Here is a 24,466-nt window from a genome sequence, read left to right on the forward strand (position 1 = left end):
TAAACAATCGTGCGCGATATAAAAGTCAGTGTTCACAACGAACATCGAAACCGAGAGGACAAGACAATGTCGACCATCAAGACCGTAGTTTCCGCAGCAGCACTGCTCGCAGCCTCCGCCGTTGGCGCGCTTGCCGATCCGGTACTCGAGCCGACAACGCAGAAATTCATCGACGGGCTTGCCGGCGGCAAGCCGATCTACACGCTGTCGCCGGCCGATGCCCGCAATGTCCTGGCTGGCGCGCAGAAGGGCGATGTGAAGAAACTTGCCGCCAAGGAAGAGGACAGGGTCATCAAGGCTGGTCCGACAGGCAGCATCAAGCTGCGCATCGTCCGCCCGGAACATGCCAAGGGCACACTGCCAGTCATTCTCTATTTCCATGGCGGCGGCTGGGTGCTGGGCGATGCGGATACGCATGACCGGCTGGTGCGCGAGATCGCCAACGGCGCCGATGCCGCTGTCGTCTTCGTCGACTACGAGCGCTCGCCGGAAGCCCGCTATCCCGTTGCCATCGAGCAGGCTTATGCTGCGACCAAATATGTCGCCGAGCATGCCAAGGAGTTCAAGGTCGACGCCTCCAGGCTCGCGGTCGCAGGCGATAGCGTCGGCGGCAACATGGCGGCGGTGGTGACGCTGCTTGCCAAGGAACGCGGCGGTCCTGCCATCGATCAGCAGGTGCTGTTCTACCCCGTCACCGACGCCAATTTCGACAATGGTTCCTACAACCAGTTCGCCGATGGCCCGTGGCTGACCAAGGAGGCGATGAAGTGGTTCTGGAACGCCTATCTGCCCGACGAAGCCAAGCGCAAGGAGCCGACGGCTTCGCCACTGCAGGCATCGCTGGAGCAGTTGAACGGCCTGCCGCCGGCGCTCGTCATCGTTGACGAAAATGACGTGCTGCGCGACGAGGGTGAGGCCTATGCCCGCAAGCTCAGCCAGGCCGGTGTGAAGGTCACGTCGATGCGCTATAACGGCACGATCCACGACTTCGTGCTGCTAAACGCCATTGCCGAAACGCCTGCCGCACGCAGCGCGATTGCGGTCGCGAACGACACGCTTCGCAGCGCGCTTCACAAGTAAAACCAATCAGTCTGCGGACGGGAGGGGCCCGGCGGTTTCGCCGGGCTTTCTGCTTCTTGGAAGCGATTTGGCAAACTGCCAGGCCTTCTTCCATTTCGGCGTGATGACGCCGTTGGCGGCGCGGATATTGTTGATGAACTGCAGTGTCGCCGCTTCCCAGGAATATTGCATAGCGAGTTCACGCGCCTTGCTGCGCGAGGCGGAGAGGGCGGCAAGGCAGGCGGCTTGCAGGTTGGCGTCGAGCGCCCCGACGTCACTGTCCTCGCCGATGATGTCGAGCGGGCCGGTGACCGGGTAGGCTGCGACCGGCACGCCCGATGCCAGCGCTTCGAGAATGGTGTTGCCGAAGGTGTCGGTGAGCGAGGGAAAGACGAAGACGTCGGCCTGGGCATAGGCTTTCGCCAGATCCTCGCCGAACTGCACGCCGGCGAAGAAGACGTCGGGATATTGCTTTTCGAGCTCGGCGCGGGCCGGACCGTCACCGACGACGACCTTGGAACCCGGCAGGTCGAGATCGAGGAAGGCCGGCAGGTTCTTTTCCAGCGCCACACGGCCGACGGTCATGAAGATCGGACGTGGCAGGCCGAACGGGTTTTCCTCGAGCGCCATCGGACGGAACTGGGTGGCGTCGATGCCGCGGCTCCAGGGCATGAGGTTGCGGATGCCCTTTTCCGACAGTTCGCGGGCAAGGCTCGGTGTCGCCACCATGCAGCCGGCGCCGCCATTGTGGAACCAGCGGACAAAGGAATAGAGCCAGCTCTTCGGTATGGGCAGGCGCGCGGAGACGTATTCCGGAAAGCGGGTGTGGTAGCTCGTCGAAAACGGCATGCGGTTCTTCAGGCACCAGCGGCGGGCGGTCAGCCCCAGCGGACCTTCGGTGGCAATATGCACGTAGGAGGGATTGTGCTTCTCGATCTCGCGGGCGATGCGGCGGTAATTGGCGATCGATAGGCGGATCTCGGGATAAGTCGGGCAGGGGATGCTGTTGAAGCGCTCCGGCGTCACCATCGAAACCTCGACGCCCATCTTCGCCAGTTCGCGATTGGTGTTCTCGATCGAGCGTACGACGCCGTTGACCTGCGGGTGCCAGGCATCGGTGACGATCACCAGCCTCTCGGGCAGGCTTCCGGCGGCTGCGGCATTGGCCCAGCTCTCGCCGCTATAAGTGTTTGCCGGACGTTGCAGCATGTCACGATTTCCATCCGCGTCGCAGTGATCTGGCAACGCTCAACCCCTCAGCGGGGTTCCGGAACGGCGATTCCCGCTTGCTTATTTTGAGGCATGACCATGATGGAAATATTACAGCCCATATTGCAAGGATTGCAGGGGCGTTCGCTGGCCTGATCGCCTCGATTATGTCGGCGGCGGGCGGCGGTTTCATGCATAGAGAATGACGGCGCCGGTCCAGGACCGGCGCCGTTTGGGAGGTTAAGCGGCAGCGGAAGCCGAGCTTGCTGTCGGAACTTCCGAGATCGTCTTCAGAACCTGCGAAGCGATCTGGTAGGGGCAGCCCTGTGAGTTCGGGCGGCGATCTTCCAGATAGCCCTTGTAGTCGTTCTTGACGAAGGAGTGCGGAACGCGGATCGAAGCACCACGGTCGGCAACGCCGTAGGAGAACTTGTTCCACGGTGCCGTTTCGTGCTTGCCAGTCAGGCGCTTGTCGTTGTCAGGACCGTAGACGTTGATGTGGTCCATCAGGTTCTTTTCGAACTGCGCCATCAGCGCTTCGAAATAGGCCTTGCCGCCGATTTCGCGCATGTACTTGGTCGAGAAGTTGCAATGCATGCCCGAGCCGTTCCAGTCGGTGTCGCCGAGCGGCTTGCAGTGATACTCGATGTCGATGCCGTATTTTTCGGTCAGGCGCTGCAAGAGGTAGCGTGCCATCCAGATCTGGTCGGCGGCTTTCTTGGAGCCCTTGCCGAAAATCTGGAATTCCCACTGGCCCTTGGCCACTTCGGCATTGATGCCTTCGTGATTGATGCCGGCAGCGAGGCAGAGGTCGAGATGTTCTTCGACGATTTCGCGGGCAACGTCGCCGACGTTCGAATAGCCGACGCCGGTGTAGTACGGACCCTGCGGAGCGGGGTAGCCCTGCTCCGGGAAGCCGAGCGGACGGCCGTTCTGGTAGAAGAAATATTCCTGCTCGAAGCCGAACCAGGCGTCTTCGTCGTCGAGGATGGTGGCGCGGGCATTCGATGCATGCGGCGTGACGCCATCCGGCATCATGACTTCGCACATGACGAGAGCGCCGTTGGTACGGGCCGGGTCGGGATAGATGGCGACCGGCTTCAGCACGCAATCGGAGCTGCGGCCTTCAGCCTGCTGTGTCGAGGAGCCGTCAAAGCCCCAGAGCGGAAGCTGTTCCAGCGTCGGGAATGCGTCGAATTCCTTGATCTGCGTCTTGCCACGCAGGTTCGGTACCGGAGTGTACCCATCGAGCCAAATATACTCGAGCTTATATTTTGTCATCGTGACTCTCTCAATGCTACGAAGGTGAGCAAATCCGGAGGTGATCTCGGCGCGCAAGCGCATCCGACCGCCAGGGATGACGCTTTAAAAGCACGTAGCGTGCCAGTTTTGGCGCCACGCAAAAGAAAAATTGCGAATCAGCGTGCCGGCCGATTTTTTCTCTTTTGGAAAATCGGGCTGCTTTTAACGCTCACAGGCGGTATCGCCCATCAAAACGCACTTTTCCCATCTGGAACTGGATGAAAATTGCGGCGTTAGGCTGAAATGATGAAGTGTTAAACAAATTATCGGAAGCTTTTAGCCGAGACAGCATGCCGACCGATTACAATTGTAACATTGCCCTTATTTTATGCAATTTGCATAAACTATGTGCATTGTGCTATGTAGATGGTCCTGAAATGTTGATGCGCCGAACTGAATGGAGGCGATCTCATGCCCACCGGTTTCCATCGTGAATCCGCAACGATCTACCAGTTTCCCGTGAAGGCGATACGAAACGCCAACCGGTTCGAACGCGCCAGGCTGATGGAGCGCGAGGCAGCAGACGTCTGCGATGCTGCGCTCGACAGCTGCTGGTACCATGACGAGGCAGTTCGCGAGTCCGATCGGCCGACGAAGTCCTGATTTTTTCTTTCGTATAACCCTGAAATCGAAATCGATTTGAGGGATCAGCGGAGCAAACGATGCCGACGAGGCGGGAAGCGCCTGTGCATGGCGTTAGTACTGCGTCAGCATGTGCGGCTAGCCGCCATCCAGTCCGAGCTTTTCCCTTACGACCAATGCACCATGTTCGCTGACGACGCGGGCAGCGACCTTTGCTGCGAAGCGGGCGGCGGCAGGCGCATCGCCTGCTTCGAGGTATCGTGCGAGAAAGGCGCCGTTGAAGCTGTCGCCGGCGCTGGTCGTGTCGACCACCTTCTTCACCTTTTCAGCCGGAACGAAGGTTTGCGCGCCGGCAAAATTCAGCGTGACACCGTCAGCGCCGTTCTTGACGACGATATCGACGGCGCCCAGTGCGCGATAGCGGTGAATCGTCGCCTCAATGGAATCATCGCCGAAATGGGCCGCCTCGTCGTCGAAGCTCGGCATGACGAGCACGGAGGAGCGGGCGCCTTCGCTGATCGTCGTGTGCATCACGTCGTAGCTCGACCAGAGGCGCGGACGGATGTTCGGATCGAAGACGACGAGCTTGCCGGCGGCCTTGGCGCGACGGACTTCGGCAAGCAAAGTCTCGGCATCCTCATGTGGCAGGATGGCAAGGGTGATGCCGGAGAAATAGATGACGGCAGCGCTCTCCACCGCCTCGCGCAGGCGGTCCGGATCAGCCGCCAGGCTGCGGGCTGCCGAGCCGTCGCGCCAGTAGCTGAAGGAACGTTCGCCGTTCTTCAGATTGATCATATAGAGGCCGGGCGTCCTGCCCCTGATGCGGCGGATGAGGCTCGTGCCGATGCCTGATGTGTCGATGAAGGCCAGCATCTCGTCCGACATGGCGTCGTCACCGAGGGCGGTGAAATAATCGACCGACCAGTCGGCGGCAAGGCAGGCGCGGGCATACCAGGCGGTGTTGAAGGTATCGCCGGCAAAGCCTTTGCGCAGCAGGCCGTCGCCTGCCTGCGAGAGTTCCACCATGCATTCACCGATCGATAGAAACCGTCTGCTCACCTTGTCCTCCCGGCATTAGAGTGCTGCGGATCCAACAGGACGCGCTAGGGACACTCTATCACTTTGAATTGGCGGATTATCCGCAGGTCTTCATTCGCTGATACGCGGAGCCGGGCAGAGTGACAAGCGTCGATATTACAGGAGATGAAGCCCGTCTTCGCGGGCGAGGCGAAGGCGGGCTTTCAGAAGGACGCCTATTCGTGGATGGTGTAGCTGCCCATCGCGCAAAGATCTTGCGTATCTTCCGTGGTTGCGAGGTTTGAGCCTTCTTCGAATTCGAAGCGCATGTCGTATTTGCAGACGGTGCGGCCATCGGCGATGGTGATATCGATGCTTTCGCCCGGATTGAGAACGTCGTCACCGAAGACGTCATCCTCCCATTCGCCGACGCCGGTCGGCGAGCTGTAGAAACGTGTCAGGACGGAGTTCGTCCCGTTGGTGAGCTTGAAGTTCAGATCTTCGGCATGCGACGAAACGGCGGAGGCGGCGATCATCGTGGCGGCGAGTGCGATCAAAGCTGATATTTTCGATTTCATGTATGCGTTCCCCTGGCTTGCGATTAGGCCGAAATGGGATAGCATTCGCTCATAAAATCTTTCTTATCGGGGACCTTAGATCCAAAAATAGTCCGCTTCGTCCCGGGATGGACGGCGGTCGGACATTCAAGGCGACGGCCGCCTGGGCGGCCGTCTTTCCGTTCATGGCCTGTCCATATGATAGCAGGCGGCCTTCTGCCCGGGGCGGACCTCCTCGGTCGGCGGCATTTCGGTGCGACAGATGTCGGTCGCCTTCCAGCAGCGCGGTGAGAAGACGCAGCCCTTCGGCGGGTTGAGCGGCGAGGGCGGGTCACCCTGCAGGCGGATGCGGGTGCGCAGGCGCGCAAGCTTCGGATCGGGAATCGGCGCGGCGGAAAAGAGCGCCTGCGTATAGGGGTGGGCCGGATGATCGAAGACGGTGGCGCAGTCGCCGGCTTCCACCACCCTGCCGAGATAGAGCACCAGCACATCGTCTGAGATCAGGCGGACGACGGAGAGGTCGTGGCTGATGAAGATCAGCGTCAGGCCGAATTCCTTGCGCAGCTTGCGCAGGAGCGTGATGACCTGACCCTGGATCGAGACGTCGAGGGCCGAAACCGGCTCGTCGCAGATAATGAGCTTCGGTTTGGTGACGACCGCGCGGGCGATGCCGATGCGTTGCGCCTGGCCGCCGGAGAATTCGTGCGGATAGCGGTTGATCATTTCCGGCACCAGGCCGACGGCGGTCATGATCTCGCGGACACGTTCGGTGCGCTCGGCTTTGGAGAGTTTCGGCTCGAAGACGGTGAGCGGCTCGGCGATGATGTCGCCGACCGTCATGCGCGGGTCGAGCGAGGCGATCGGATCCTGAAAGATGATCTGCATGTCGCGGCGCGCGGCGCGCATTTCCTCATCCGACAGGTCAAGCAGGTTCCGGCCCTGCCAGAGGATGCGGCCCTTCTGCGATTTCAACAGCCGCAGGATGGAGCGGCCGAGCGTGGACTTGCCGCAGCCGGATTCGCCGACGATGCCGAGCGTGCGGCCTTCGCTGAGGTCGAAGCTGACATTGTTGACGGCTGTGAGAAAGATCGGCGGCTTGAAGAGGCCTTTTGCCGGCAGTTCGAATTGGGTCGTTAGGTTCTCGACCCTCAGAAGCGATCGTTCAGCCATGGTTCAACAGCTCCTCGCGACGCGGGAAGGGGTGGTAACAGGCGGCGCAATGGTGCGGCGCCAGGGTTTCGAGCGGCGGCGGGCGGTCGATGCAATCGTCCTGGACCTGCGAGCAGCGCGGCGAGAAATTGCAGCCCTTCGGCAGGTGCTGCAGGTTTGGCGGACGGCCGGGGATGACGACGAGGTCGTCGACATCCTGGTCAGGGCGCGGGATCGAGGCATGCAGTGCTGCGGTATAGGGATGGGCCGGATTGTCGAAGAGTTCGTCGACCGGAGCCTCCTCGACGATGCGGCCGGCATACATGACGGCGACGCGGTCGGCGAGGCCGGCAACGACGCCGAGATCGTGGGTGATCATGACGAGCGCTGTGTTCATCTCCGCCGTCAGGTCGTTGAAGAGATCGAGGATCTGCGCCTGGATGGTGACGTCGAGTGCCGTCGTCGGTTCGTCGGCGATCAGAAGCTTCGGCCGGGTGAGCAGCGCCATGGCGATGACAATGCGCTGGCGCATGCCGCCGGAGAGCTCGTGCGGGTAGAGATGGAAGCGTCGTGTCGGGTCGGGGATGCCGACGCGTTTCAGCATGTCGAGTGCGGCGGCGGATGCGGCGCGCGCCGTCAGCCCGCCGTGAACCTCGAGCTGCTCCGTCAGTTGCCGGGAGATCTTCAGCGACGGATTGAGGGCGGTCATCGGGTCCTGGAAGACCATCGCCATGTCCTTGCCGCGGATCTGGTCGAGCTCGCGCGGTTTCAGCGCCAGCACGTCCTTGCCTTCGAGCAACGCCTGTCCCGTCGTTTTGCCGTTCTTGGCGAGCAGGCCCATGATGCCGAGGAAGGTTTGGCTCTTGCCGGAACCGGATTCGCCGACGATGGCGATGCGCTCGCCGCGCTTGACCGTCAGGTTCATGTTCGAGACTGCCTTCACCTCACCGTCCGGCGTTTTGAAGGTGATCGAATAGTCTTTGAGTTCGAGGAGGGTATCCGTCATTTAACGATCCTTCGGGTCGAACGCGTCGCGCAGGCCGTCGCCGATGAACAGCAGGCTGAGCAGCAGGGCCACGAGGAAGCTTGCCGGGAAGACCAGCAGCCAAGGCATGCTTTCCATGGCATCGGTCCCCTCGGCGATCAGCGTGCCGAGCGAGGTCAGCGGTTCCTGCACGCCGAAGCCGAGATAGGAAAGGAAGCTTTCGGTGGCGATGATTTCAGGCACCGTCAATGCTGCGAAGATGACCACGGGTCCGACGAGGTTCGGGATGATGTGCTTGATGATGATCTTGAACGGCCGCTGCCCGGATGCGCGGGCCGCTTCGATGAATTCGCGATGCTTGATCGATAGCGTCTGGCCGCGAACGATGCGGGCCATGGTCAGCCATTCCAGCGCGCCGATGGCGGCAAAGAGCAGATAGACGTTGCGGCCGAAGATCACCATCAGCAGGATGACGAAGAGGATATAGGGAAGCGCATACATGATATCGACGAAGCGCATCATGATCGCATCCAGCCTGCCGCCGATATATCCCGATACCGCACCGTAGAGGACGCCGATGAAGACGGAAACGACGGTCGCCGTCAGCGCCACGGCCAGCGAGACGCGGGTGCCGTAAAGGACGCGGGCGAGAAGGTCGCGGCCGTTCGGGTCGGTGCCGAAATAATGACCGGTCTCGAACGAGGGCGGGATCCGGAAGGCCGCCCAGTCGGGATCTTCATAGTTGAAGGGAATGAACCAGGGGCCGATGAAGGCGACGAGGATCAGCAGCGTCAGGACGACGATCGACAGGACGGCTGCCTTGTTGCGGCCGAGGCGGCGCAACGCATCCTTAGTGAGCGAGCGGCTTTCGGGTGCAAGGCCTTCCGCCGCCAGCAGCTCCTGGGCAAGCAGCTCGCGTTTTGCGGGGTTGAGGATCATCTGTTTCTCACTTTCGGATCGAGCCACGCATAGGCGATATCAACGAGAAGGTTCAGGAACACGATCAGCACCATGTAGAAGATGACCGTGCCGAGAACCATGCCGTAATCACGGTTCAGCGCTGCGTTGACGAAATAGCGGCCGATGCCGGGCAATCCGAAGATGCTCTCGACAACAAGCGAGCCGGTGAGAAGATAGCTTGCTGCCGGACCCAAATAGGAGACGACCGGCATCAGGGCGGGCTTCAGCGCGTGGCGCATGACCGTCAGTCGAGGGCCGATGCCCTTTGCCTTGGCGGTACGGATAAAATTCTGGTTCATCACCTCGATCATCGAGCCGCGCGTGATGCGCGAGATTCGGCCGGCATGCGGCAGGGCGAGAACGACGATCGGCAGGATGAGGTATTTGATCGAGCCGTCACCCCAGCCGCCGACTGGAAACCACGCGAGATGGATGCCGAAGACGAGCTGCAGGATGGGCGCGATCAGGAAGTTCGGCAGCACGACGCCGATCAGGATGAGCGCGCCCAGAATATAATCCGGTGCCTTGTTCTGATAGAGCGCCCCAAGACAGCCGACAGCGACACCGACGATGATGGCAATCAGGAAGGCAGCCGTACCGATGGTGAAGGTGTAGGGCAGACCGATCATGATCTGCTGGGCGACGGTGAAATCTTCGCTGGCGAAGGAGGGGCCAAGATCGCCCCGGAGCAGGTCACCGACATAGATCAGGTACTGCTGGATGAGCGGCTTGTCGAGATTGTAGTGGATCGCAAGGTTCTTCAGGATCACCGGCGGCAATGGCCTTTCGCCATCGAAGGGGCCGCCGGGGGCAAGGCGCAAAACAAAAAACGAGGCTGTTACGGCGATCCACATGACGGGGATCGTCGACAGCAGGCGACGGAGGGCGTATTTGATCATGGTCGTGGGCCGGTCCTTTCCGCAACGCGCGGAAAGGACCGTTTTCCCTTACTCTTTCATCGACAGCCAGCGGGTGCGGTGGATGTCCTGGATGTTATCGACGAAGCCTTCGATCTTCGGCGAAACGACGTTCTTCGAGACATAGTAGTAGATCGGCAGGGCGGCGGATTCATCCAGCGCCAGCTGTTCGGCCTTCTTGAAGATCGCGGCACGCTTGGTGAGATCCGTCTCGGCGTTGCCTTCCTTGATCATCTTGTCGTACTCGGGATTGGACCAGCGGCCGTAGTTCATCTGGACGCCTGTCACCAGAAGGTTCAGGAAATTGTCCGGGTCGTTGTAGTCGGCGAGCCAGCCGGCGCGGCCGATTTCGACCTGGCCACGCTGCATCTGGTCGTAATGCACCTTGGTTTCGGCATTGACGAGCTCGACATCGACGCCGAGCGGCTTCCACATGGAGGCGATGGCGACGGCGATGCGCTTGTGGTTGTCGTTGGTGTTGTAGCTGAGCACGGCGTGCAACGGCTTGTCCGGGCCGAAACCGGCTTCGGTCAGAAGCTTCTTGGCTTCGGCGACCTTCTCGTTATAGGGCAGGTCCTTCCAGCTGACATAGGCCGGCTCGCCGTAATTCGCCGTGCCCGGCGGAACCCAGGAATAGGCCGGCAGCTCGCCGGTGCCGAGGATTTGCGGGCCGATGACTTCACGGTTGATCGCCATGGAGAGAGCCTGGCGGACGCGCTTGTCGCTGAAGGGCGGCTTCTGTGAGTTGACGACGTAATAATAGAGGCCGGAGAAGGGGGCGACATGCGCCTGGCCGGGCAGGTTCTTCTTCATCCACTCGTATTGGTCGGTCGGGAAGTCGGTGAGGATATCGAATTCGCCCGCGCGGTAGCGCTTCAGCGCGGCTTCCTGGTCTTCGAGCACGAAGAACTTCGCTCCGTCGATCTTCAGGTCCTTGGTGTCATACCACTGATCGTTCTTGACTGTGGTGACATGCGAGCCCGGAACCCATTCGACGGGCTTGTAGGGGCCGTTGGTGACGATGTTGCCGATCTTGACCCAATCCTGGCCCTTCGCCTCGACGACATGCTTCGGCAGCGGGTAGGCGGTGTAATGCATCAGGGCATTGATGAAATAGGGGGTGGCATTTTCGAGGGTGATTTCGAGCGTCTTGTCGTCGATCGCCTTGACGCCGAGTTCGTTGAGATCGGTGATCTCACCCTTGTTGATCTTTTCGGCGTTCTTGATGGTGAACTGCAGATAGGCATAGTCGGCGGCGTTCTTCGGGTCGACGAGGCGCTGGAAGGCGAAGACGAAGTCTCCTGCCGTTACCGGCTGGCCATCTGACCACTTGATGCCGTCGCGAAGCTTGAAGGTGTAAACCTTGCCATCAGGCGAAATCGTCCAGCTTTCGGCCTGGCCCGGGATCGGATTATCCTTGGCGTCCTCGGTGACGAGGCCTTCGAAAATGTCGCCGGCGATACGGTTTTCCCAGTCTCCGGAAAGCTTCTGCGGATCGAGCGACTGCGGGTCGCCACCATTGTGAATGTTGAGCGTGGCCGCATGGGCCGAAAACGCCAGCAATGTGCCAAGCATTGCAGAGGCGAGAAATTTTTTCGCGAAATGGTTCATGGTGGGTCCACCTTTCTAGGCTTTTCGCCTTTATTAGACATTTGTTCCCGGTGTTTGACCTCTTACGTGCAGGTCAGCGCGCACATTATCGCAAAGGCTTTGCGTTGCAACCCCAAATCCGGAGTGTGGAAACGGGTTGTGGACAAGCCTATATACGTCTCCCCCTTGTCGGATCGCGACGACGCGCCGTGACATCCGCCACGCTCTCATCACAGCTTCACCCGGTTGTCTTTTGTTTTGTCCGCTTTAGTGTGGCGAGCGCAAACGAGGCAGGAGATGTAGCCGATGGCATTGCAGGCAGGCGGGAGTGCGGACTGGTGGCGCGGCGCGGTGATCTATCAGGTCTATCCGCGCTCGTTTCAGGACACCAACAGCGACGGTCTCGGCGATCTCAGGGGAATCACCCGCCGGCTGCCGCATATAGCCAGCCTCGGCGTCGACGCGATCTGGCTTTCGCCCTTCTTCAAGTCGCCGATGGCCGACATGGGCTACGACGTTTCCGATTATTGCGACGTCGATCCAATCTTCGGGACGCTAGCCGATTTCGACGAGATGATGGCCGAAGCGCACAGGCTCGGCATCAAGGTTGTTATCGACCAGGTGATCTCGCATACCTCCGACCGGCATCCCTGGTTCGTCGAGAGCCGGTCGAGCCGGACCAATCCCAAGGCGGATTGGTATGTCTGGGCCGATCCGAAGCCGGATGGTACGGCGCCGAACAACTGGTTGTCGATCTTCGGCGGGCCGGGCTGGGAATGGGATGGCGTGCGCCGGCAATATTACCAGCACAATTTCCTGACCTCGCAGCCAGACCTCAACTTCCACAGCAAGGCCGTGCAGGATGCAGTCCTCGAGACGGTGAAGTTCTGGCTCGACCGCGGCGTCGACGGCTTCCGCCTGGATACGGTCAACTATTATTTCTGCGACAAGCAGCTCAGGAGCAATCCGCCGCACGAGCCGGATGAAGATGACGCAGGCCTTGATGCGCCCGACAGCAATCCCTACGGCATGCAGAACCACCTCTACGACAAGACGCAGCCGGAAAATGTCGATTTCCTAAAGCGCTTCCGGGCGCTGCTCGATCAGTACGAGGATCGCACGACTGTCGGCGAAGTCGGCGATGGCGCGCGTTCGCTGAAGACGGTTGGCGCCTATACGAGCGGCGGCGACAAGCTGCACATGTGCTACACATTCGATCTGCTCGGGCCGGATTTCACCGCCGAGCATATTCGCGGCTGCGTCGAGGCCTTCCACAAGGCAGTCACGGACGGCTGGGTCTGCTGGGCTTTTTCCAACCACGACGTCATGCGCCATGTCAGCCGTTTCGCGCGCACGGAGGAAGAGCGGCCCGTCATCGCCAAGCTGGCGGTTTCGGTGCTTGCGGCGCTACGGGGCTCGATCTGCCTCTATCAGGGCGAGGAGCTCGGCCTGCCGGAGGCCGAGCTCGCCTTCGAGGATCTGCGCGACCCCTACGGCGTCCGCTTCTGGCCGGCCTTCAAGGGCCGCGACGGATGCCGCACGCCGATGCCCTGGGAAGCCGGCAAGGCGCATGCGGGCTTCACATCCGCGGAAAAGAGCTGGCTGCCGGTGCCTTACGAGCAGGCAGCACTTTCCGTCGATACGCAGGAGGCGAGCGATAGCTCGGTGCTGCACCACTACCGCAAGACGCTTGCATTCCGAAAGAGCCATCCGGCGCTGGTCGACGGCGACATGGCCTTCATCGGCACCAACCAGGACCTACTCGCCTTCACTCGCGAAAAGGACGGAGAAAAACTGCTCTTCGTTTTCAACCTGACGCGCAAACCGGCGGAATTCCGCCTGCCTGATGGCATCGTGCTCGGGGAACCGCTTGATATGCCGGGCTTCGAGGCGGTAGCGGGCGCGGGATCAGTGAAGCTTGCGGCGCTCGACGGGTTTTGCGCGCGGGTTTGATGTTCGACTGCTGTGTCTCTAAAGGCGAACGTCGAGAGGTTGTCCACCGCGGAGCCAGCCCTGCTTCAATCGCATCACCCGATGAGCGCGAACTTGTCCACATCCACCATGCCGCGGTCGGATATCTTCAGGTGCGGGATGACCGGCAGCGGTAGAAAAGCGAGCTGGAGGAAGGGTTCTTCCAACGTGGCGCCGAGCGCGAAGGCGGCCTTGCGCAGATGGTGCAGGATGTCGCGAACCGTCTCATAGGGCTCGAGGCTCATAAGACCAGCGATGGGCAGGGCGATTTCGCCGGTGACCTTGCCGTCTTCGACGACGACGAAGCCGCCCTTGATCTCGCCGAGGCGGTTTGCGGCGCGCGCCATGTCGTCCTCGCTGACACCGACCACGCAGATATTGTGGCTGTCATGGCCGACGGTCGAGGCGATCGCACCCTTCTTCAGGCCAAAACCCTGGACGAAGCCGTTGGCATGGTTGCCGTTCTTGCCGTGGCGCTCGATGACGGCGACCTTGATGATATCGTTGGCAAGATCGACCGTCGTCTCGTTGCCCCTGACGGGCAGGCGATAGCGGCGATGCTCGGTGATGATCTTGCCTGGCATGACGCCGATGACAGGCGTTTCGCCCTCGGCGACCGGGACGCCGAAATGGGCGGCGTTGACGGGCCTGGCCTTGACGCTGTCGAGGCCGATCGGGGCAACCGGCCTGCGCGAAGAAAAGAGCGCATCGGTGACGCGGCGACCGGCGGAGAAGATCATGTCGGCGCGGCAGTTTTCCAGGCTGTCGAGAACCACCAGATCGGCGCGCCAGCCCGGCGCGACCAGGCCGCGGTCCCTGAGGCCGAAGGCGCGGGCGGCCGAAATCGAGGCGGCGCGGTAGATCGCCAGGGGCTCGACGCCGCTTGCGATCGCCGTGCGGATCATATGATCGAGATGGCCCTGTTCGGCGATATCGAGCGGATTGCGGTCATCGGTGCAGAGTGCCAGGTAAGGGGAAAGCCGCTCGGTGATAATAGGCATCAGCGCCGCGAGATCCTTGGATACCGAACCCTCGCGCACAAGGATATGCATGCCCTTGCGGATCTTTTCCAGCGCTTCGGCGGCAGTCGTGCATTCGTGCTCGGTGCGGATGCCGGCCGAGAGGTAGCCATTGAGGTCGTTGCCGGACAGTAGCGGCGCGTGACCGTCGATATGGCCGCCCTGGAAGGCATCAAGCTTGGCCATGCAGACGGGATCCTTGTGGATCACGCCGGGGAAATTCATGAATTCGGCAAGGCCGATGACCTTCGGGTGGTGGCGGTAGGGCAGGAGGCGCTCGATCGGGAGGTCGGCGCCGGAGGTTTCGAGATGCGTCGCCGGAACACAGGAGGAGAGCTGGACGCGGATGTCCATGATCGTCTCCAGCGCCGATTCCAGAAAGAATTCGATGCCGGCGGTTCCGAGCACATTGGCGATTTCGTGCGGATCGCAGATCGCGGTCGTCACGCCGTAGGGCAGAACGCAGCGATCGAATTCATGCGGTGTGACGAGCGAAGATTCGATATGCAGATGCGTGTCGATGAAGCCGGGAACGACGATCCTGCCCGATATATCGATTTCGGTCTCGCCATCATAATCGCCTGAGGTGCCGACGATGCGATCGGCGCCGATCGCAATGTCCGACAGGACGAGTTCGCCGGTAACGAGATCGAAGAAACGGCCGCCCTTCAGCACGATATCGGCCGGCACGCGGCCGACGCCCTGGTCAATGAGACGTTCGAGCTTGGTGGTCATGGCATTGCTCACATTACAACCGATTCCGAAACTTATAACCGATCTGCCGCCACAAGCGAGTGCCGCAAAACGAAACCGGGCGCCATAGGGGCGCCCGGTGGTCGACGGTCCGCGATGGTTTACTCGGCGGCGACGATCTTGCCGGCTTCCCATTTGTAGAGCGAGAAGCTCTGCGAGGTCAGGTCGCCGGTCTCGCCGTAGGTGACCTTGCCGATGGCGGTCGGGATTTCTTCGCCGCCCTTCAGCGCGGTCGCAACGGCTTCCGCATCCTCGGCACTGCCGGCCTTCTCGATGCCGGCTTTCAGCACTTCGACGGCGGCATAGGCGTTGAGCGTGAAGGCCTCGGCCGGGATGTTCTTCGCGGCGAGCGCGTCGGCTGCGGCTTTGGAATCCGGGCTCTTCGTGGCGTCCGAAGCGTTGGTGAAGATGGTGCCTGCTACCGCATCGGTGCCGATTGCCCAGAATTCGGTGTTGGAGAGGCCGTCGCCGCCGATGATCGTCGCGTTGGCGGCGAGGTCATGCAGCTGACGGGCGAGCAGGCCGCCTTCCGGGTGGTAGCCGCCGAAATAGACCACGTCGACCTTTTCCGACTTGATGCGGGTGGTGAGCGCGCTGAAATCCTTGTCGCCAGGCGTGATCGCGTCATTGACGACTTCGGTGATGCCGCCGGCGTTCAGCGTCGCCTTGAAGGCGTCGGCTAGGCCCTTGCCATAGGCGCCCTTGTCGTTGACGATGGCGACGCGCTTGTCCTTGAAATTCTTCAGCACATATTTGGCGGCGACTTCGGCCTGCTGGTCGTCGCGGCCGCAGGTGCGCAGCACGTTGGTGAGACCGCGCTTGGTCAGGTCAGGGGCGGTCGCGGTCGGGGTGACCATCAGCACGCCGTTTTCAGCAAGCACGTCCGAAACGGGAATGGCGACGCCCGATGTCACCGGGCCGACGACGAAACGGATGCCGTCGCCGACGACCTTGTTGGCGGCGGAAACGCCCTGCTTCGGCTCGCCGGCATCGTCGGCCAGTTCGAGGACGACCTTCTCGCCGAGAATCCCGCCCTTCTTGTTGATCTCGTCGACGGCTGTCTGAGCGCCGTTCTTCACCTGGTCGCCATAGGCAGCGACGGGGCCGGTCAGCGGCGCGATCAGGCCGATGGTAATATCGGCGTGGGCAAGCGGCGCAAAGGCGAGTGACGCGACGAGGGTCGCCGTCAAAGTCTTGAGGGTCATTGTCTGTCTCCTTGGATGGGGTCATTCGACCCGCGATGAAGCGTCGCGCCGGCTTTTCCGGATCGTTCAACGGCCCTAAGGCCGTGCCAAGGACGATCGATATCGGCGCGATCAATGCGCCCTCCGGCCATATTTGGCTCGAATGGGTGCAACGGCAAGATTTCTAGGAATTTTGGTGAGATTTCGCAAGTTGATAGCAAAATGAAACGAGAATTGAGCCGATCCCGTGCGAAATCGTCGATTTTGATGCCGTCTGCCGATTTCTAGAGGGTGCCGGTACCCCGCGTCAGCGATGCGCCGATGAAACCTGGCGAATTTCGCGGAGGCTCTCTTCGTCTTTCTGAATATTCGAATTCTGTTTCGAGATTAACATTTGATTCTACCAATTAGAGTAGAACCATTGTTCGCGCATATATTGCTGCGATGCAAAAGAACGGTCGACAATAAACAGAGAGTTATTTCAGGAATAGAGAGCTGGATGCTCAAGCGGGTCGAAGCCAGGCAGGTGCGCACCGGAATGTTTGTAGAGGCCATCGAGGGTGCATGGCACGATCCCTTTCTGTCCAAGCGAAGATTTCTTCTGCGCCGTGAAATCGATGCCCAGAAGCTTCGCAAGAACGGCATGACAGGCGTGATCATCAACACCAGCAGAGGCCTGGATATTGACGGCCTGCCAGGTGGCAATATCGAGATCGACACCAAGGCGGCACGCGAGACCATCCAGAAATCCATGCAAGTGCTGGAAAGCGTTTTCGGTCGACTCCAGCATGGCGATGGGATCAGCGTCGATCAGGTGGCGCCGGTGATTTCCTCAGTCTCCAAGTCTATCGATCAGAGTCCCACGGTCTTTCTGAGCGTTACGCGTCTGAAATCCAAGGACGAGGCGACGTTCCTGCATTCGATTTCGGTGAGCGCGCTGATGATCCTTTTCAGCCGTCATCTCGGACTTGACGAGACAACTGTTCAGATGCTCGGCACAGCAGGATTGCTGCACGACGTCGGCAAGCTCGAAATTCCGCTCGAGATACTCAACAAGGAGGGCCCCCTGGACGAGGACGAGATCAAGATGATCCGCGACCATCCGGAAAAGGGACACGCAATCCTGTCGCGCCAGGAAGGCATGTCGGAGATCGTTCTCGACGTCTGCCTCAACCATCATGAGCGTATCGACGGCAAGGGCTATCCCCGCAAACTTTCCGAGGCGCAGGTCAGCCTCCATGCGCGTATTGCTGCGATTTGCGACGTCTACGACGCCATCACCTCGGTGCGGCCGTACAGGGCGCCATGGAGCGCGAGCCAAGCATTGAAATGGATGCTTGGTAACGAAGGGCACTTCGATCGCCGGCTCTTGAAGAAATTCGCCCTCTGCCTTTCCGTCGCCGCCGTGACCTGAGGTCTATCCAGCTTCGCAACAAACCGGCCTGTGTGGAGTCATAGCGCCGCGCGTCCTTTCAGACGCGCGGCGCTATGACACTTTGACGTGCTGCATGCCCTTTTGCCGGAAATTTCAGAGCTTCTCAGATGTTGTTCTGCAGGATGGTCCGCAGCTTGCCAAAGAGCTCGTCGATATGGTGCTTCTCGATGATCAGCGGCGGCGAGAGTGCAATGATATCGCCGGTGGTACGGATCAGCAGGCCGCTTTCATAGGCTTTCAGGAAAGCGGTGAAGGCACGCTTGGTCGGCTCGCCGGCGATCGGGTCGAGTTCGATCGCGCCGATCAGGCCGGTGTTCCTGATGTCGATGACATTGGGGCAGTCCTTCAGTGAATGCAGCGCGTCGGCCCAGTAGTCGGAAAGCTCGGCGGCGCGTGTCAGCAGCCCCTCTTCCTTATAGGTGTCGAGCGTGGCGAGTGCGGCGGCGGAAGCGATCGGGTTGCCGGAGTAGGTGTAGCCGTGGAAGAACTCGATCATGTGCTCCGGGCCGTTCATGAAAGCATCATGGATCTCGGAGGTGACGAAGACGGCGCCCATCGGGATGACACCATTGGTCAGTCCCTTGGCGGCGGTGATCATGTCGGGCTTGACGTCGTAATATTGGGCGGCGAAGGGGGCGCCGAGGCGGCCGAAGCCGGTGATGACCTCGTCGAAGATTAGAAGGATGCCGTGTTTGGTGCAGATCTCGCGCAGCTTCTGCAGGTAGCCCTTGGGCGGGATCAAGACGCCGGTGGAGCCTGCCACCGGCTCGACGATAACGGCGGCGACGGTAGAGGCGTCATGCAGGGTGACGATACGCTCCAGCTCGGTGGCGATGTCACCGCCATGCTCGGGCTCGCCGCGGGTGAAGTTGTTCTTGCCGGGCTGGTGGGTGTGCGGCATGTGATCGACGCCAGTCAGAAGCGTGCCGAACATCTTGCGGTTGGTGACGATGCCGCCGACGGAGATGCCGCCGAAATTGACGCCGTGATAGCCGCGCTCGCGGCCGATCAGGCGGAACCGCGATCCATTGCCCTTCACCCGGTGATAGGCGAGCGCCACCTTGAGCGCGGTCTCGACGGATTCGGAACCGGAGTTGGTGTAGAGAACGTGGTTCAGGCCTTCCGGGGCAATGTCGACCAGGCGGTTTGCCAGTTCGAAGGCCTTGGGATGGCCGAGCTGGAAGGCCGGCGCGTAATCGAGCTCGCCGGCCTGCTCGCGGATCGCCTCGGTGATCTTCGGGCGGCAGTGGCCGGCATTGACGCACCAGAGACCAGCGGTGCCGTCCAGCACCTGACGGCCGTCATGGGTCGTATAGTACATGTCCTTGGCGCCAACGAACAAACGCGGCTCCTTCTTGAACTGGCGATTTGCCGTAAACGGCATCCAGAAGGCGCGAAGATCGTTCGGTGCGTTGAGGCGATTGGACATGCTGTTCTCCTGGCCGCTGACGGCCCTTTCCCGGGGGCTTTACGCCCATATTTTTACTGCCCGGTCAAATTATCAGGGCTTCCCAAGGCGTCAACGGGAAAAGTCCCGAGAACGGCTCCTAACGGGAAGTTCAACGTGTCTCGGTCGATCACGGGGCGAGCGCTTCAGCTCGATCAGGCTGCAATTCTTTCCCCGCCGGCGAAAGGAGCAAAAGACCGGGCGCGCAAAGACACGACCGGCAAATCGCAAATTTGCCGGTCGTGCCATAAGGTTCACGTGCTGAAATATCCTTGCCAAGCCTCCGGGAACATTCCCTTGCAGCCTGGCATCGGCCGACATTCATGTCAGCGCTATCATTAAGCGGCGGATCTGTTCCGGTTCTGCACGAGGTAGATGTCTTCGAGCGTTGCCAGGATCTTCATGACCGGCTCGGAGGTGCTCGAATAATAGATGGTCTGTGCGTCCCGGCGGGTCTTGACCAGCTTTTGAGCGCGCAATTTCGACAGGTGTTGAGAGAGAGCCGACTGGCTGAGCCCGACCTGCGTCGCAAGCACACCGACGGCCACTTCGCCCTTCACCAGGCTACACAGGATCAGCAATCTCTTCGGGTTTGCCATGGCCGACAATAAAGCTGCCGCCACGTTCGTGTGATCGGCCAAATCAGAGGTTTCCATATGTTATCTTCCTAATGCGAAACGTACATCAAGTGTGTTGGCGCAGGCCGCCAGCCGGGATTTTGACTGACGTCAAAAACTAGCAACTGGGCTCGAAGATTGTATATACCTAAATTTAAGGTATCGAGTATGCTATTTTAGATATGTTTGAACAAATGTGATCGGCATCCACAGCGAGGGTTTCGAACTCGTATCGCAGCAGAAAATCGCCGGAAATCATGTCGAAACCTGAGGAATCCACACCACAAATGCGCCAAGTACCCGATTCCGGCGCCCTTAGCCTGGTAGCAAGGCTTTCCTCCACATCGGGGTGGCGTTCTACTAAATCTCGCACTGTCTCTGTTGCCCTGGCGGCAATCTCCTCATTAGCGGCCGACTGGATTACGAGATCGTTCCCATCGAGTTGGTAGGCGCGGCCGAAACCGCCATTGAGGCTGGCCTGCTCAGGCTTGAGACGGAAGAATAGGAAATCAGGAAAGTCGATATAAAGCTTCGCCTTGGGGTGGCGAGCGAGAAAACGCGCGCGGATCCGCGCGTAGAATGGATTGCTGTGCTCGATGGGTTCTGCCAGGCATTGGGTCGTCAGGCGGGGATAGGCAAGGGGATCCCCCTTGCCGGGCTCGCCGGTCAGGAGCGAGGCGCGCGGGTCTCTGGCGAGCGCCTTGGTATGAGCCGACAGCTGCGAAACAAGGATGACGGGGATGCCGTCGATATCGGTGGCGACGAGCACGCGGCTGGCGAAGGGGAAGCCGGTCTCGGGGGCGAGAACGGCAATCGCCGCGTGCCTGGCGGAGCGCAGAAGCACGCGGGCGAGCTTTCGGGCATCGTCGTCGGTTTCGCGTAAGGGCGAGGGCTGATCTTTCATATCCACTTTGTGACAAAGCGGATGGAAAACATCAAGCTTCCTGCTTGCGGCGATGGCGGGTGAGGCCGGCAACGATATCCTGAGCCGAGATGGTGCCGACGATCGCGCCGTTCTCGACGATGCCGATACTGCCTGGCTGGCGGGCAAGGGCATCGAGGATATCGATGAGCGGGGTCGCGGCGCGGGCCGTGGCGCTGACGCTCATGCCGGCGGCAGTCTGGCCAAGGCCCGGCTGCATGACGTCGGCCGCCGTCAGCATGTTGATCGGATTGAGGTTCTGCACGAAATCGGCGACATACTGGTCTGCGGGGTTCTTGACGATGTCGTGTGGCGTTCCGCACTGGATGATGCGGCCGCTCTCCATGATGGCGATGCGATTGCCGATGCGGAAGGCCTCGTCGAGATCGTGGCTGACGAAAAGAATGGTCTTCTTCAGCCGCCGCTGGAACTCCAGGAGCTCGTCCTGCAGGCGGGTGCGGATCAATGGGTCGAGCGCCGAGAAAGGCTCGTCCATGAGCAGGATCGGGGCGCCGGTGGCAAAGGCGCGGGCCAGGCCGACACGCTGCTGCATGCCGCCGGAAAGCTCGTTGACCTTGCGGCCCGCCCATTTCGTCAAGTTGACCAGTTCAAGCTGCTCGCCGACGCGGAGCTTGCGTTCGGCTTCCGGCATGCCGGCGAGCTCGAGGCCGAAGCCGACATTCTCGGCGACCGTGCGCCATGGCAGGAGAGCGAACTGCTGGAACACCATGGAGACGGTGTGCGTGCGCAGATCCCGCAGCGCCTTGGCATTGCATCTGTAAGGGTTGACGGGGCCGGTGGTCGTGGAGACGGCGACATCACCACGCACCACGGGAGCGAGCCCGTTGACGGCGCGCAGCAGCGTCGACTTGCCGGAGCCGGAAAGGCCCATCAGCACCAGGATCTCGCCTTCCTCGATCGTCAGCGAGGCATCGGCGACGCCGAGCACCAAGCCGGTGGCGGCGCCGATTTCGTCGCGCGATTTGCCCTGATCGACCATGGCAAGCGCGGTTTCCGGCCGATCGCCGAAGATGATGCTGACATTGTTAAAGCTTACCGCGGTCATGCACCGCCTCCTTCACCCGCCGTGCGGAACATCCGGTCGAGAATGATTGCCAGGATGACGATGCAGAAGCCCGCCTCGAAGCCCTTGGCGATATTGACGGTGTTCAGCGCACGGACGACGGGCACGCCAAGCCCGGGAGCGCCGACAAGGGCGGCGATGACAACCATCGACAGCGACAGCATGATGGTCTGGGTGAGACCCGCCATGATCTGCGGCGTGGCGTAGGGAAGCTCGATCTTGCGCAACACCTGTATCGGCGTCGCGCCGAAAGCGACGGCGGCTTCGACGAGGGACGGCGGCGTCGAGATGATGCCAAGGCGCGTCAGCCGGATCGGGGCGGGGATTGCGAAGATGACGGTGGCGATCAGGCCCGGCACCATGCCGAGGCCAAACAGGATGAGCGCCGGGATCAGGTAGACGAATGTCGGTATGGTCTGCATGAGATCGAGTACCGGGCGCATGGCAGCATAGATCCAAGGGCGGCGGGCGGCAGCAATCCCTAGCGGAATGCCGATCACCATACAGACGAAGGTGGCGGCCAGCACGAGGGCGAGCGTCTCCGTCGTTTCCTTCCAATAGTCCTGGTTCACGATCAGCAGCAGCCCGAGACAGGTGAAGACGGCGACCGCGATCGAGCGGCGCAGCCAAAAGGCGATGGCGGTGATGGCCGCGATGACGATCAGCGGATGAGGCTTCTGCAGCACGAAGAGCAGGCCGTCTATGGCGCTCGAGAGCAGGAAGGCGATCTGGTTGAAGAACCATTCGCCGTTCGAGGTCAGCCAGTCCACAAAGGATTTGGCCCAGGGGCCAACGGGAATCTTAAATTCGGTGATCCAATTCAAGGGCGCGCCCATCCAGAAAAACAACAATCGGACAAAAATGAAACGGGGCGGCGAGCCGCCCCGTTCGTATCATCAGAGGCCGAGGCCGGTCTTGGCGGCGGCGAGAGCGTCGCCCTTGCCATCGCGGGTCTTGACGCCCGCGAGCCAGGGCTCGAGTGCTGTGGGGTTCGCCTTCAGCCATTCGGAAGCTGCAGCCTCCGGCTCTTTGCCGTCGTTCAGGATTTTGCCCATGATGTGGTTCTCCATGTCGAGGGAGAACGTCAGGTTCTTCAGCATCGTGCCGACATTCGGGCATTCGTCGAGATAACCGGCGCGGACATTGGTGAAGACCTTGGCGCCGCCGAAATCCGGACCGAAGATATCGTCACCGCCAGTCAGGTAGGTCAGCTTGAAGTTGGTGTTCATCGGATGGGGTTCCCAGCCGAGGAAGACAACGGGCTTGCCTGATTTGTCGGCGCGCGCGACCTGAGCGAGCATACCCTGCTCGGAGGACTCGACGACTTCCAAATCCTTCAGGCCAAAGGTGTTCTTTTCGATCATGTCCATGACGAGGCGGTTGCCATCATTGCCGGGCTCGATGCCATAGATCTTGCCATCCAGCTCGTCCTTATGAGCGGCGATGTCCTTGAAGTCCTTGATGCCAAGCTCGGCGCCCTTGGCGTTGGTGGCGAGCGTATACTTGGCGCCGACGAGGTTGGGGCCGAAGGATTCGACCGACTTGTCGTCGAGATAGGGCCGGACGTCCTTTTCCTGTGTCGGCATCCAGTTGCCGAGGAAGATGTCGATGTCCTTGTTCTTCAGCGAGGTGTAGGTGACCGGCACCGAGAGAACCTTGATGTCGGTCTGATAGCCGATGCTCTTCAGGACGACGGATGCGGTGGCGGTGGTAGCGGTAATGTCAGTCCAGCCGACGTCCGAGAAATGAACGGTGGAGCAGCTGTCGGGATCGGCGGCGAAGGCGGCGGTCGCAACGGAGAGGGCGGCGACGGCAGTTGCGGTAACGAGTTTGAACGTGCTTGTTGTTTTCATTTTAGACTCCCAGTCTTTAAGTTCCCAAGCCAACCATCAATAGCCGAGTTTGACAAGCGACCTCAGTGCGTTTGCGTCGTATCGACCCATGCGATTGCGACGTCGGTGGATTTTTTCGCGACGCCTTAGTTTCTGGGCTTTCGGCGGTTTTTGAGCGTGGATTCCTGTGATTATCGCCGTCACGGGGCTTTTCTTTGCCATTCCAAGCTTTCAATAAGCCGATTAAGGAGAAATCGGATGGCAAAACTCTATTTCAACTACTCGACGATGAACGCCGGCAAGTCGACGATGCTGCTGCAGGCCTCCTACAATTACCAGGAGCGCGGCATGCGGACGGTGCAGTTGATCGCCGCTTTCGACGAGCGCGCGGGCCGAGGCGTCATCGGCTCGCGGATCGGCTTGGAGGCGAGCGCCATTCCCTTCGAGCCGCATGAGGATCTGTTCCGGTTGGTTGCGACGCTGAGCGGCGAAGGAGCACCGATTTCCTGCATCTTCGTCGACGAGGCGCATTTCATGACGCCTGTCCATGTCTGGCAGCTTGCCCGCGTCGTTGACAGGCTCGGAATCCCTGTGATGGTCTACGGGCTGAGAACCGATTTCCAGGGCAAGCTGTTTCCGGCCTCGCAGGAACTGCTGGCGATCGCCGACGAAATGCGCGAAGTGCGCACGATCTGCCATTGCGGGCGCAAGGCGACGATGGTTGTGCGGCTCGACGGCGAAGGAAAAGTGTTGCACGAAGGCGCCCAGATCGATGTCGGCGGCAACGAGAAATATGTCTCGCTCTGCCGCAGGCATTGGGACGACGCGATGAACGGTGCCTGGATCGCCGAGCCGGTCTGAAGCCGGCGACGCCG

22 protein-coding genes are annotated in these 24,466 nt (G+C 60.7%); 5 read left to right on the forward strand and 17 right to left on the reverse strand.

Going from position 1 to position 24,466, the window contains the following annotated elements; all coding sequences use genetic code 11:
• Positions 1–66: 66 nt before the first annotated feature.
• On the forward strand, positions 67–1,080 hold the full coding sequence (locus BS629_RS16585; protein WP_018243114.1) for an alpha/beta hydrolase: 1,014 nt from the start codon (positions 67–69) through the stop codon (positions 1,078–1,080).
• A 6-nt stretch (positions 1,081–1,086) separates the two neighbouring features.
• Here the strand turns inward: BS629_RS16585 and BS629_RS16590 are convergent, their stop codons facing one another.
• Both BS629_RS16590 and BS629_RS16595 read right to left on the reverse strand, forming a co-directional pair.
• Positions 1,087–2,268 (reverse strand): glycosyltransferase family 4 protein, encoded by a 1,182-nt coding sequence (locus BS629_RS16590; RefSeq protein ID WP_018243113.1) that lies wholly within the window; start codon positions 2,266–2,268, stop codon positions 1,087–1,089.
• A 240-nt stretch (positions 2,269–2,508) separates the two neighbouring features.
• Positions 2,509–3,549 carry a glutamine synthetase beta-grasp domain-containing protein gene (locus BS629_RS16595; RefSeq protein WP_018243112.1) on the reverse strand — a complete coding sequence of 347 codons (1,041 nt, stop codon included), beginning with the start codon at positions 3,547–3,549 and terminating at the stop codon, positions 2,509–2,511.
• Positions 3,550–3,981: 432 nt separating this feature from the next.
• Here BS629_RS16595 and gstI point away from each other — a divergent pair, with 432 nt between their 5' ends.
• Positions 3,982–4,173: a glutamine synthetase translation inhibitor GstI gene (gstI, locus tag BS629_RS16600; RefSeq protein WP_018243111.1), complete on the forward strand. Its 192-nt coding sequence runs from the start codon at positions 3,982–3,984 to the stop codon at positions 4,171–4,173.
• Between the two features lie 117 nt (positions 4,174–4,290).
• Here gstI and BS629_RS16605 read toward each other — a convergent pair whose 3' ends face one another.
• The 7 genes from BS629_RS16605 to BS629_RS16635 all read right to left on the reverse strand — a co-directional run bounded on the left by BS629_RS16605 (position 4,291) and on the right by BS629_RS16635 (position 11,348).
• Positions 4,291–5,211, reverse strand: a complete 921-nt coding sequence (locus BS629_RS16605) for a sugar kinase (RefSeq protein ID WP_018243110.1) — start codon at positions 5,209–5,211, stop codon at positions 4,291–4,293.
• 194 nt (positions 5,212–5,405) lie between these two features.
• Positions 5,406–5,747, reverse strand: coding sequence for a hypothetical protein (locus BS629_RS16610; protein WP_018243109.1), 342 nt, complete (start codon positions 5,745–5,747; stop codon positions 5,406–5,408).
• A 162-nt stretch (positions 5,748–5,909) separates the two neighbouring features.
• The gene (locus BS629_RS16615; RefSeq protein ID WP_018243108.1) at positions 5,910–6,896 is read right to left on the reverse strand and encodes an ABC transporter ATP-binding protein; all 987 of its coding nucleotides are present in this window, start codon (positions 6,894–6,896) and stop codon (positions 5,910–5,912) included.
• On the reverse strand, positions 6,889–7,881 hold the full coding sequence (locus BS629_RS16620) for an ABC transporter ATP-binding protein (protein ID WP_018243107.1): 993 nt from the start codon (positions 7,879–7,881) through the stop codon (positions 6,889–6,891). Before BS629_RS16620 ends, BS629_RS16615 begins: the two co-directional genes overlap by 8 nt.
• Positions 7,882–8,799, reverse strand: a complete 918-nt coding sequence (locus BS629_RS16625) for an ABC transporter permease (RefSeq protein WP_018243106.1) — start codon at positions 8,797–8,799, stop codon at positions 7,882–7,884. It abuts the gene before it with no gap.
• Positions 8,796–9,719 (reverse strand): ABC transporter permease subunit, encoded by a 924-nt coding sequence (locus BS629_RS16630; protein WP_017965401.1) that lies wholly within the window; start codon positions 9,717–9,719, stop codon positions 8,796–8,798. The genes BS629_RS16625 and BS629_RS16630 overlap by 4 nt, the downstream gene beginning before the upstream one ends.
• A 48-nt stretch (positions 9,720–9,767) precedes the next feature.
• Positions 9,768–11,348: a peptide ABC transporter substrate-binding protein gene (locus BS629_RS16635; RefSeq protein ID WP_018243105.1), complete on the reverse strand. Its 1,581-nt coding sequence runs from the start codon at positions 11,346–11,348 to the stop codon at positions 9,768–9,770.
• Positions 11,349–11,633: 285 nt separating this feature from the next.
• Here BS629_RS16635 and bglA point away from each other — a divergent pair, with 285 nt between their 5' ends.
• A complete protein-coding gene (gene bglA / locus BS629_RS16640; protein WP_018243104.1) occupies positions 11,634–13,280 on the forward strand; it encodes a beta-galactosidase BglA in 1,647 nt (548 codons plus the stop codon).
• 74 nt (positions 13,281–13,354) lie between these two features.
• Here bglA and ade read toward each other — a convergent pair whose 3' ends face one another.
• Together ade and BS629_RS16650 are read right to left on the reverse strand one after the other, a co-directional pair.
• Positions 13,355–15,052, reverse strand: coding sequence for an adenine deaminase (gene ade / locus BS629_RS16645; RefSeq protein WP_018446727.1), 1,698 nt, complete (start codon positions 15,050–15,052; stop codon positions 13,355–13,357).
• A 119-nt stretch (positions 15,053–15,171) separates the two neighbouring features.
• The gene (locus BS629_RS16650; RefSeq protein WP_018243102.1) at positions 15,172–16,275 is read right to left on the reverse strand and encodes a branched-chain amino acid ABC transporter substrate-binding protein; all 1,104 of its coding nucleotides are present in this window, start codon (positions 16,273–16,275) and stop codon (positions 15,172–15,174) included.
• A 478-nt stretch (positions 16,276–16,753) separates the two neighbouring features.
• Here BS629_RS16650 and BS629_RS16655 point away from each other — a divergent pair, with 478 nt between their 5' ends.
• Positions 16,754–17,668 (forward strand): HD-GYP domain-containing protein, encoded by a 915-nt coding sequence (locus BS629_RS16655; protein ID WP_018243100.1) that lies wholly within the window; start codon positions 16,754–16,756, stop codon positions 17,666–17,668.
• 124 nt (positions 17,669–17,792) lie between these two features.
• Here the strand turns inward: BS629_RS16655 and aptA are convergent, their stop codons facing one another.
• The 6 genes from aptA to BS629_RS16685 all read right to left on the reverse strand — a co-directional run bounded on the left by aptA (position 17,793) and on the right by BS629_RS16685 (position 23,612).
• The gene (gene aptA, locus BS629_RS16660; protein ID WP_018243099.1) at positions 17,793–19,118 is read right to left on the reverse strand and encodes an omega-aminotransferase AptA; all 1,326 of its coding nucleotides are present in this window, start codon (positions 19,116–19,118) and stop codon (positions 17,793–17,795) included.
• 356 nt (positions 19,119–19,474) lie between these two features.
• Positions 19,475–19,792, reverse strand: a complete 318-nt coding sequence (locus BS629_RS16665; RefSeq protein WP_003561417.1) for an ArsR/SmtB family transcription factor — start codon at positions 19,790–19,792, stop codon at positions 19,475–19,477.
• A gap of 115 nt (positions 19,793–19,907) precedes the next feature.
• Positions 19,908–20,657, reverse strand: a complete 750-nt coding sequence (locus tag BS629_RS16670) for a HugZ family pyridoxamine 5'-phosphate oxidase (protein WP_026188488.1) — start codon at positions 20,655–20,657, stop codon at positions 19,908–19,910.
• A 31-nt stretch (positions 20,658–20,688) separates the two neighbouring features.
• Positions 20,689–21,741 carry a choline ABC transporter ATP-binding protein gene (gene choV, locus BS629_RS16675; RefSeq protein ID WP_018243097.1) on the reverse strand — a complete coding sequence of 351 codons (1,053 nt, stop codon included), beginning with the start codon at positions 21,739–21,741 and terminating at the stop codon, positions 20,689–20,691.
• A complete protein-coding gene (gene choW / locus BS629_RS16680; RefSeq protein WP_026242356.1) occupies positions 21,738–22,583 on the reverse strand; it encodes a choline ABC transporter permease subunit in 846 nt (281 codons plus the stop codon). The genes choV and choW overlap by 4 nt, the downstream gene beginning before the upstream one ends.
• Positions 22,584–22,655: 72 nt before the next feature.
• The gene (locus BS629_RS16685; RefSeq protein WP_018243096.1) at positions 22,656–23,612 is read right to left on the reverse strand and encodes a choline ABC transporter substrate-binding protein; all 957 of its coding nucleotides are present in this window, start codon (positions 23,610–23,612) and stop codon (positions 22,656–22,658) included.
• 237 nt (positions 23,613–23,849) lie between these two features.
• Here BS629_RS16685 and BS629_RS16690 point away from each other — a divergent pair, with 237 nt between their 5' ends.
• Positions 23,850–24,452 carry a thymidine kinase gene (locus tag BS629_RS16690; protein WP_018243095.1) on the forward strand — a complete coding sequence of 201 codons (603 nt, stop codon included), beginning with the start codon at positions 23,850–23,852 and terminating at the stop codon, positions 24,450–24,452.
• The last annotated feature ends 14 nt before the right edge of the window (positions 24,453–24,466 follow it).

Origin of the sequence: Rhizobium leguminosarum bv. viciae USDA 2370 (assembly GCF_002008365.1) — a bacterium.
In the GTDB taxonomy this organism is placed as follows: Bacteria; Pseudomonadota; Alphaproteobacteria; order Rhizobiales; family Rhizobiaceae; genus Rhizobium; species Rhizobium leguminosarum.

Bases quoted from the DNA above. Each gene is read 5' to 3' on its own strand.
- BS629_RS16635 (WP_018243105.1), bottom strand. From the start codon at position 11,348: ATGAACCATTTCGCGAAAAAATTTCTCGCCTCTGCAATGCTTGGCACA.
- BS629_RS16685 (WP_018243096.1), bottom strand. From the start codon at position 23,612: ATGAAAACAACAAGCACGTTCAAACTCGTTACCGCAACTGCCGTCGCC.
- BS629_RS16630 (WP_017965401.1), bottom strand. From the start codon at position 9,719: ATGATCAAATACGCCCTCCGTCGCCTGCTGTCGACGATCCCCGTCATG.
- BS629_RS16690 (WP_018243095.1), top strand. From the start codon at position 23,850: ATGGCAAAACTCTATTTCAACTACTCGACGATGAACGCCGGCAAGTCG.
- ade (WP_018446727.1), bottom strand. From the start codon at position 15,052: ATGACCACCAAGCTCGAACGTCTCATTGACCAGGGCGTCGGCCGCGTG.
- BS629_RS16665 (WP_003561417.1), bottom strand. From the start codon at position 19,792: ATGGAAACCTCTGATTTGGCCGATCACACGAACGTGGCGGCAGCTTTA.
- bglA (WP_018243104.1), top strand. From the start codon at position 11,634: ATGGCATTGCAGGCAGGCGGGAGTGCGGACTGGTGGCGCGGCGCGGTG.
- BS629_RS16595 (WP_018243112.1), bottom strand. From the start codon at position 3,549: ATGACAAAATATAAGCTCGAGTATATTTGGCTCGATGGGTACACTCCG.
- aptA (WP_018243099.1), bottom strand. From the start codon at position 19,118: ATGTCCAATCGCCTCAACGCACCGAACGATCTTCGCGCCTTCTGGATG.
- choV (WP_018243097.1), bottom strand. From the start codon at position 21,741: ATGACCGCGGTAAGCTTTAACAATGTCAGCATCATCTTCGGCGATCGG.
- BS629_RS16620 (WP_018243107.1), bottom strand. From the start codon at position 7,881: ATGACGGATACCCTCCTCGAACTCAAAGACTATTCGATCACCTTCAAA.
- BS629_RS16585 (WP_018243114.1), top strand. From the start codon at position 67: ATGTCGACCATCAAGACCGTAGTTTCCGCAGCAGCACTGCTCGCAGCC.
- gstI (WP_018243111.1), top strand. From the start codon at position 3,982: ATGCCCACCGGTTTCCATCGTGAATCCGCAACGATCTACCAGTTTCCC.
- BS629_RS16590 (WP_018243113.1), bottom strand. From the start codon at position 2,268: ATGCTGCAACGTCCGGCAAACACTTATAGCGGCGAGAGCTGGGCCAAT.
- BS629_RS16670 (WP_026188488.1), bottom strand. From the start codon at position 20,657: ATGAAAGATCAGCCCTCGCCCTTACGCGAAACCGACGACGATGCCCGA.
- BS629_RS16650 (WP_018243102.1), bottom strand. From the start codon at position 16,275: ATGACCCTCAAGACTTTGACGGCGACCCTCGTCGCGTCACTCGCCTTT.
- BS629_RS16610 (WP_018243109.1), bottom strand. From the start codon at position 5,747: ATGAAATCGAAAATATCAGCTTTGATCGCACTCGCCGCCACGATGATC.
- BS629_RS16655 (WP_018243100.1), top strand. From the start codon at position 16,754: ATGCTCAAGCGGGTCGAAGCCAGGCAGGTGCGCACCGGAATGTTTGTA.
- BS629_RS16625 (WP_018243106.1), bottom strand. From the start codon at position 8,799: ATGATCCTCAACCCCGCAAAACGCGAGCTGCTTGCCCAGGAGCTGCTG.
- BS629_RS16615 (WP_018243108.1), bottom strand. From the start codon at position 6,896: ATGGCTGAACGATCGCTTCTGAGGGTCGAGAACCTAACGACCCAATTC.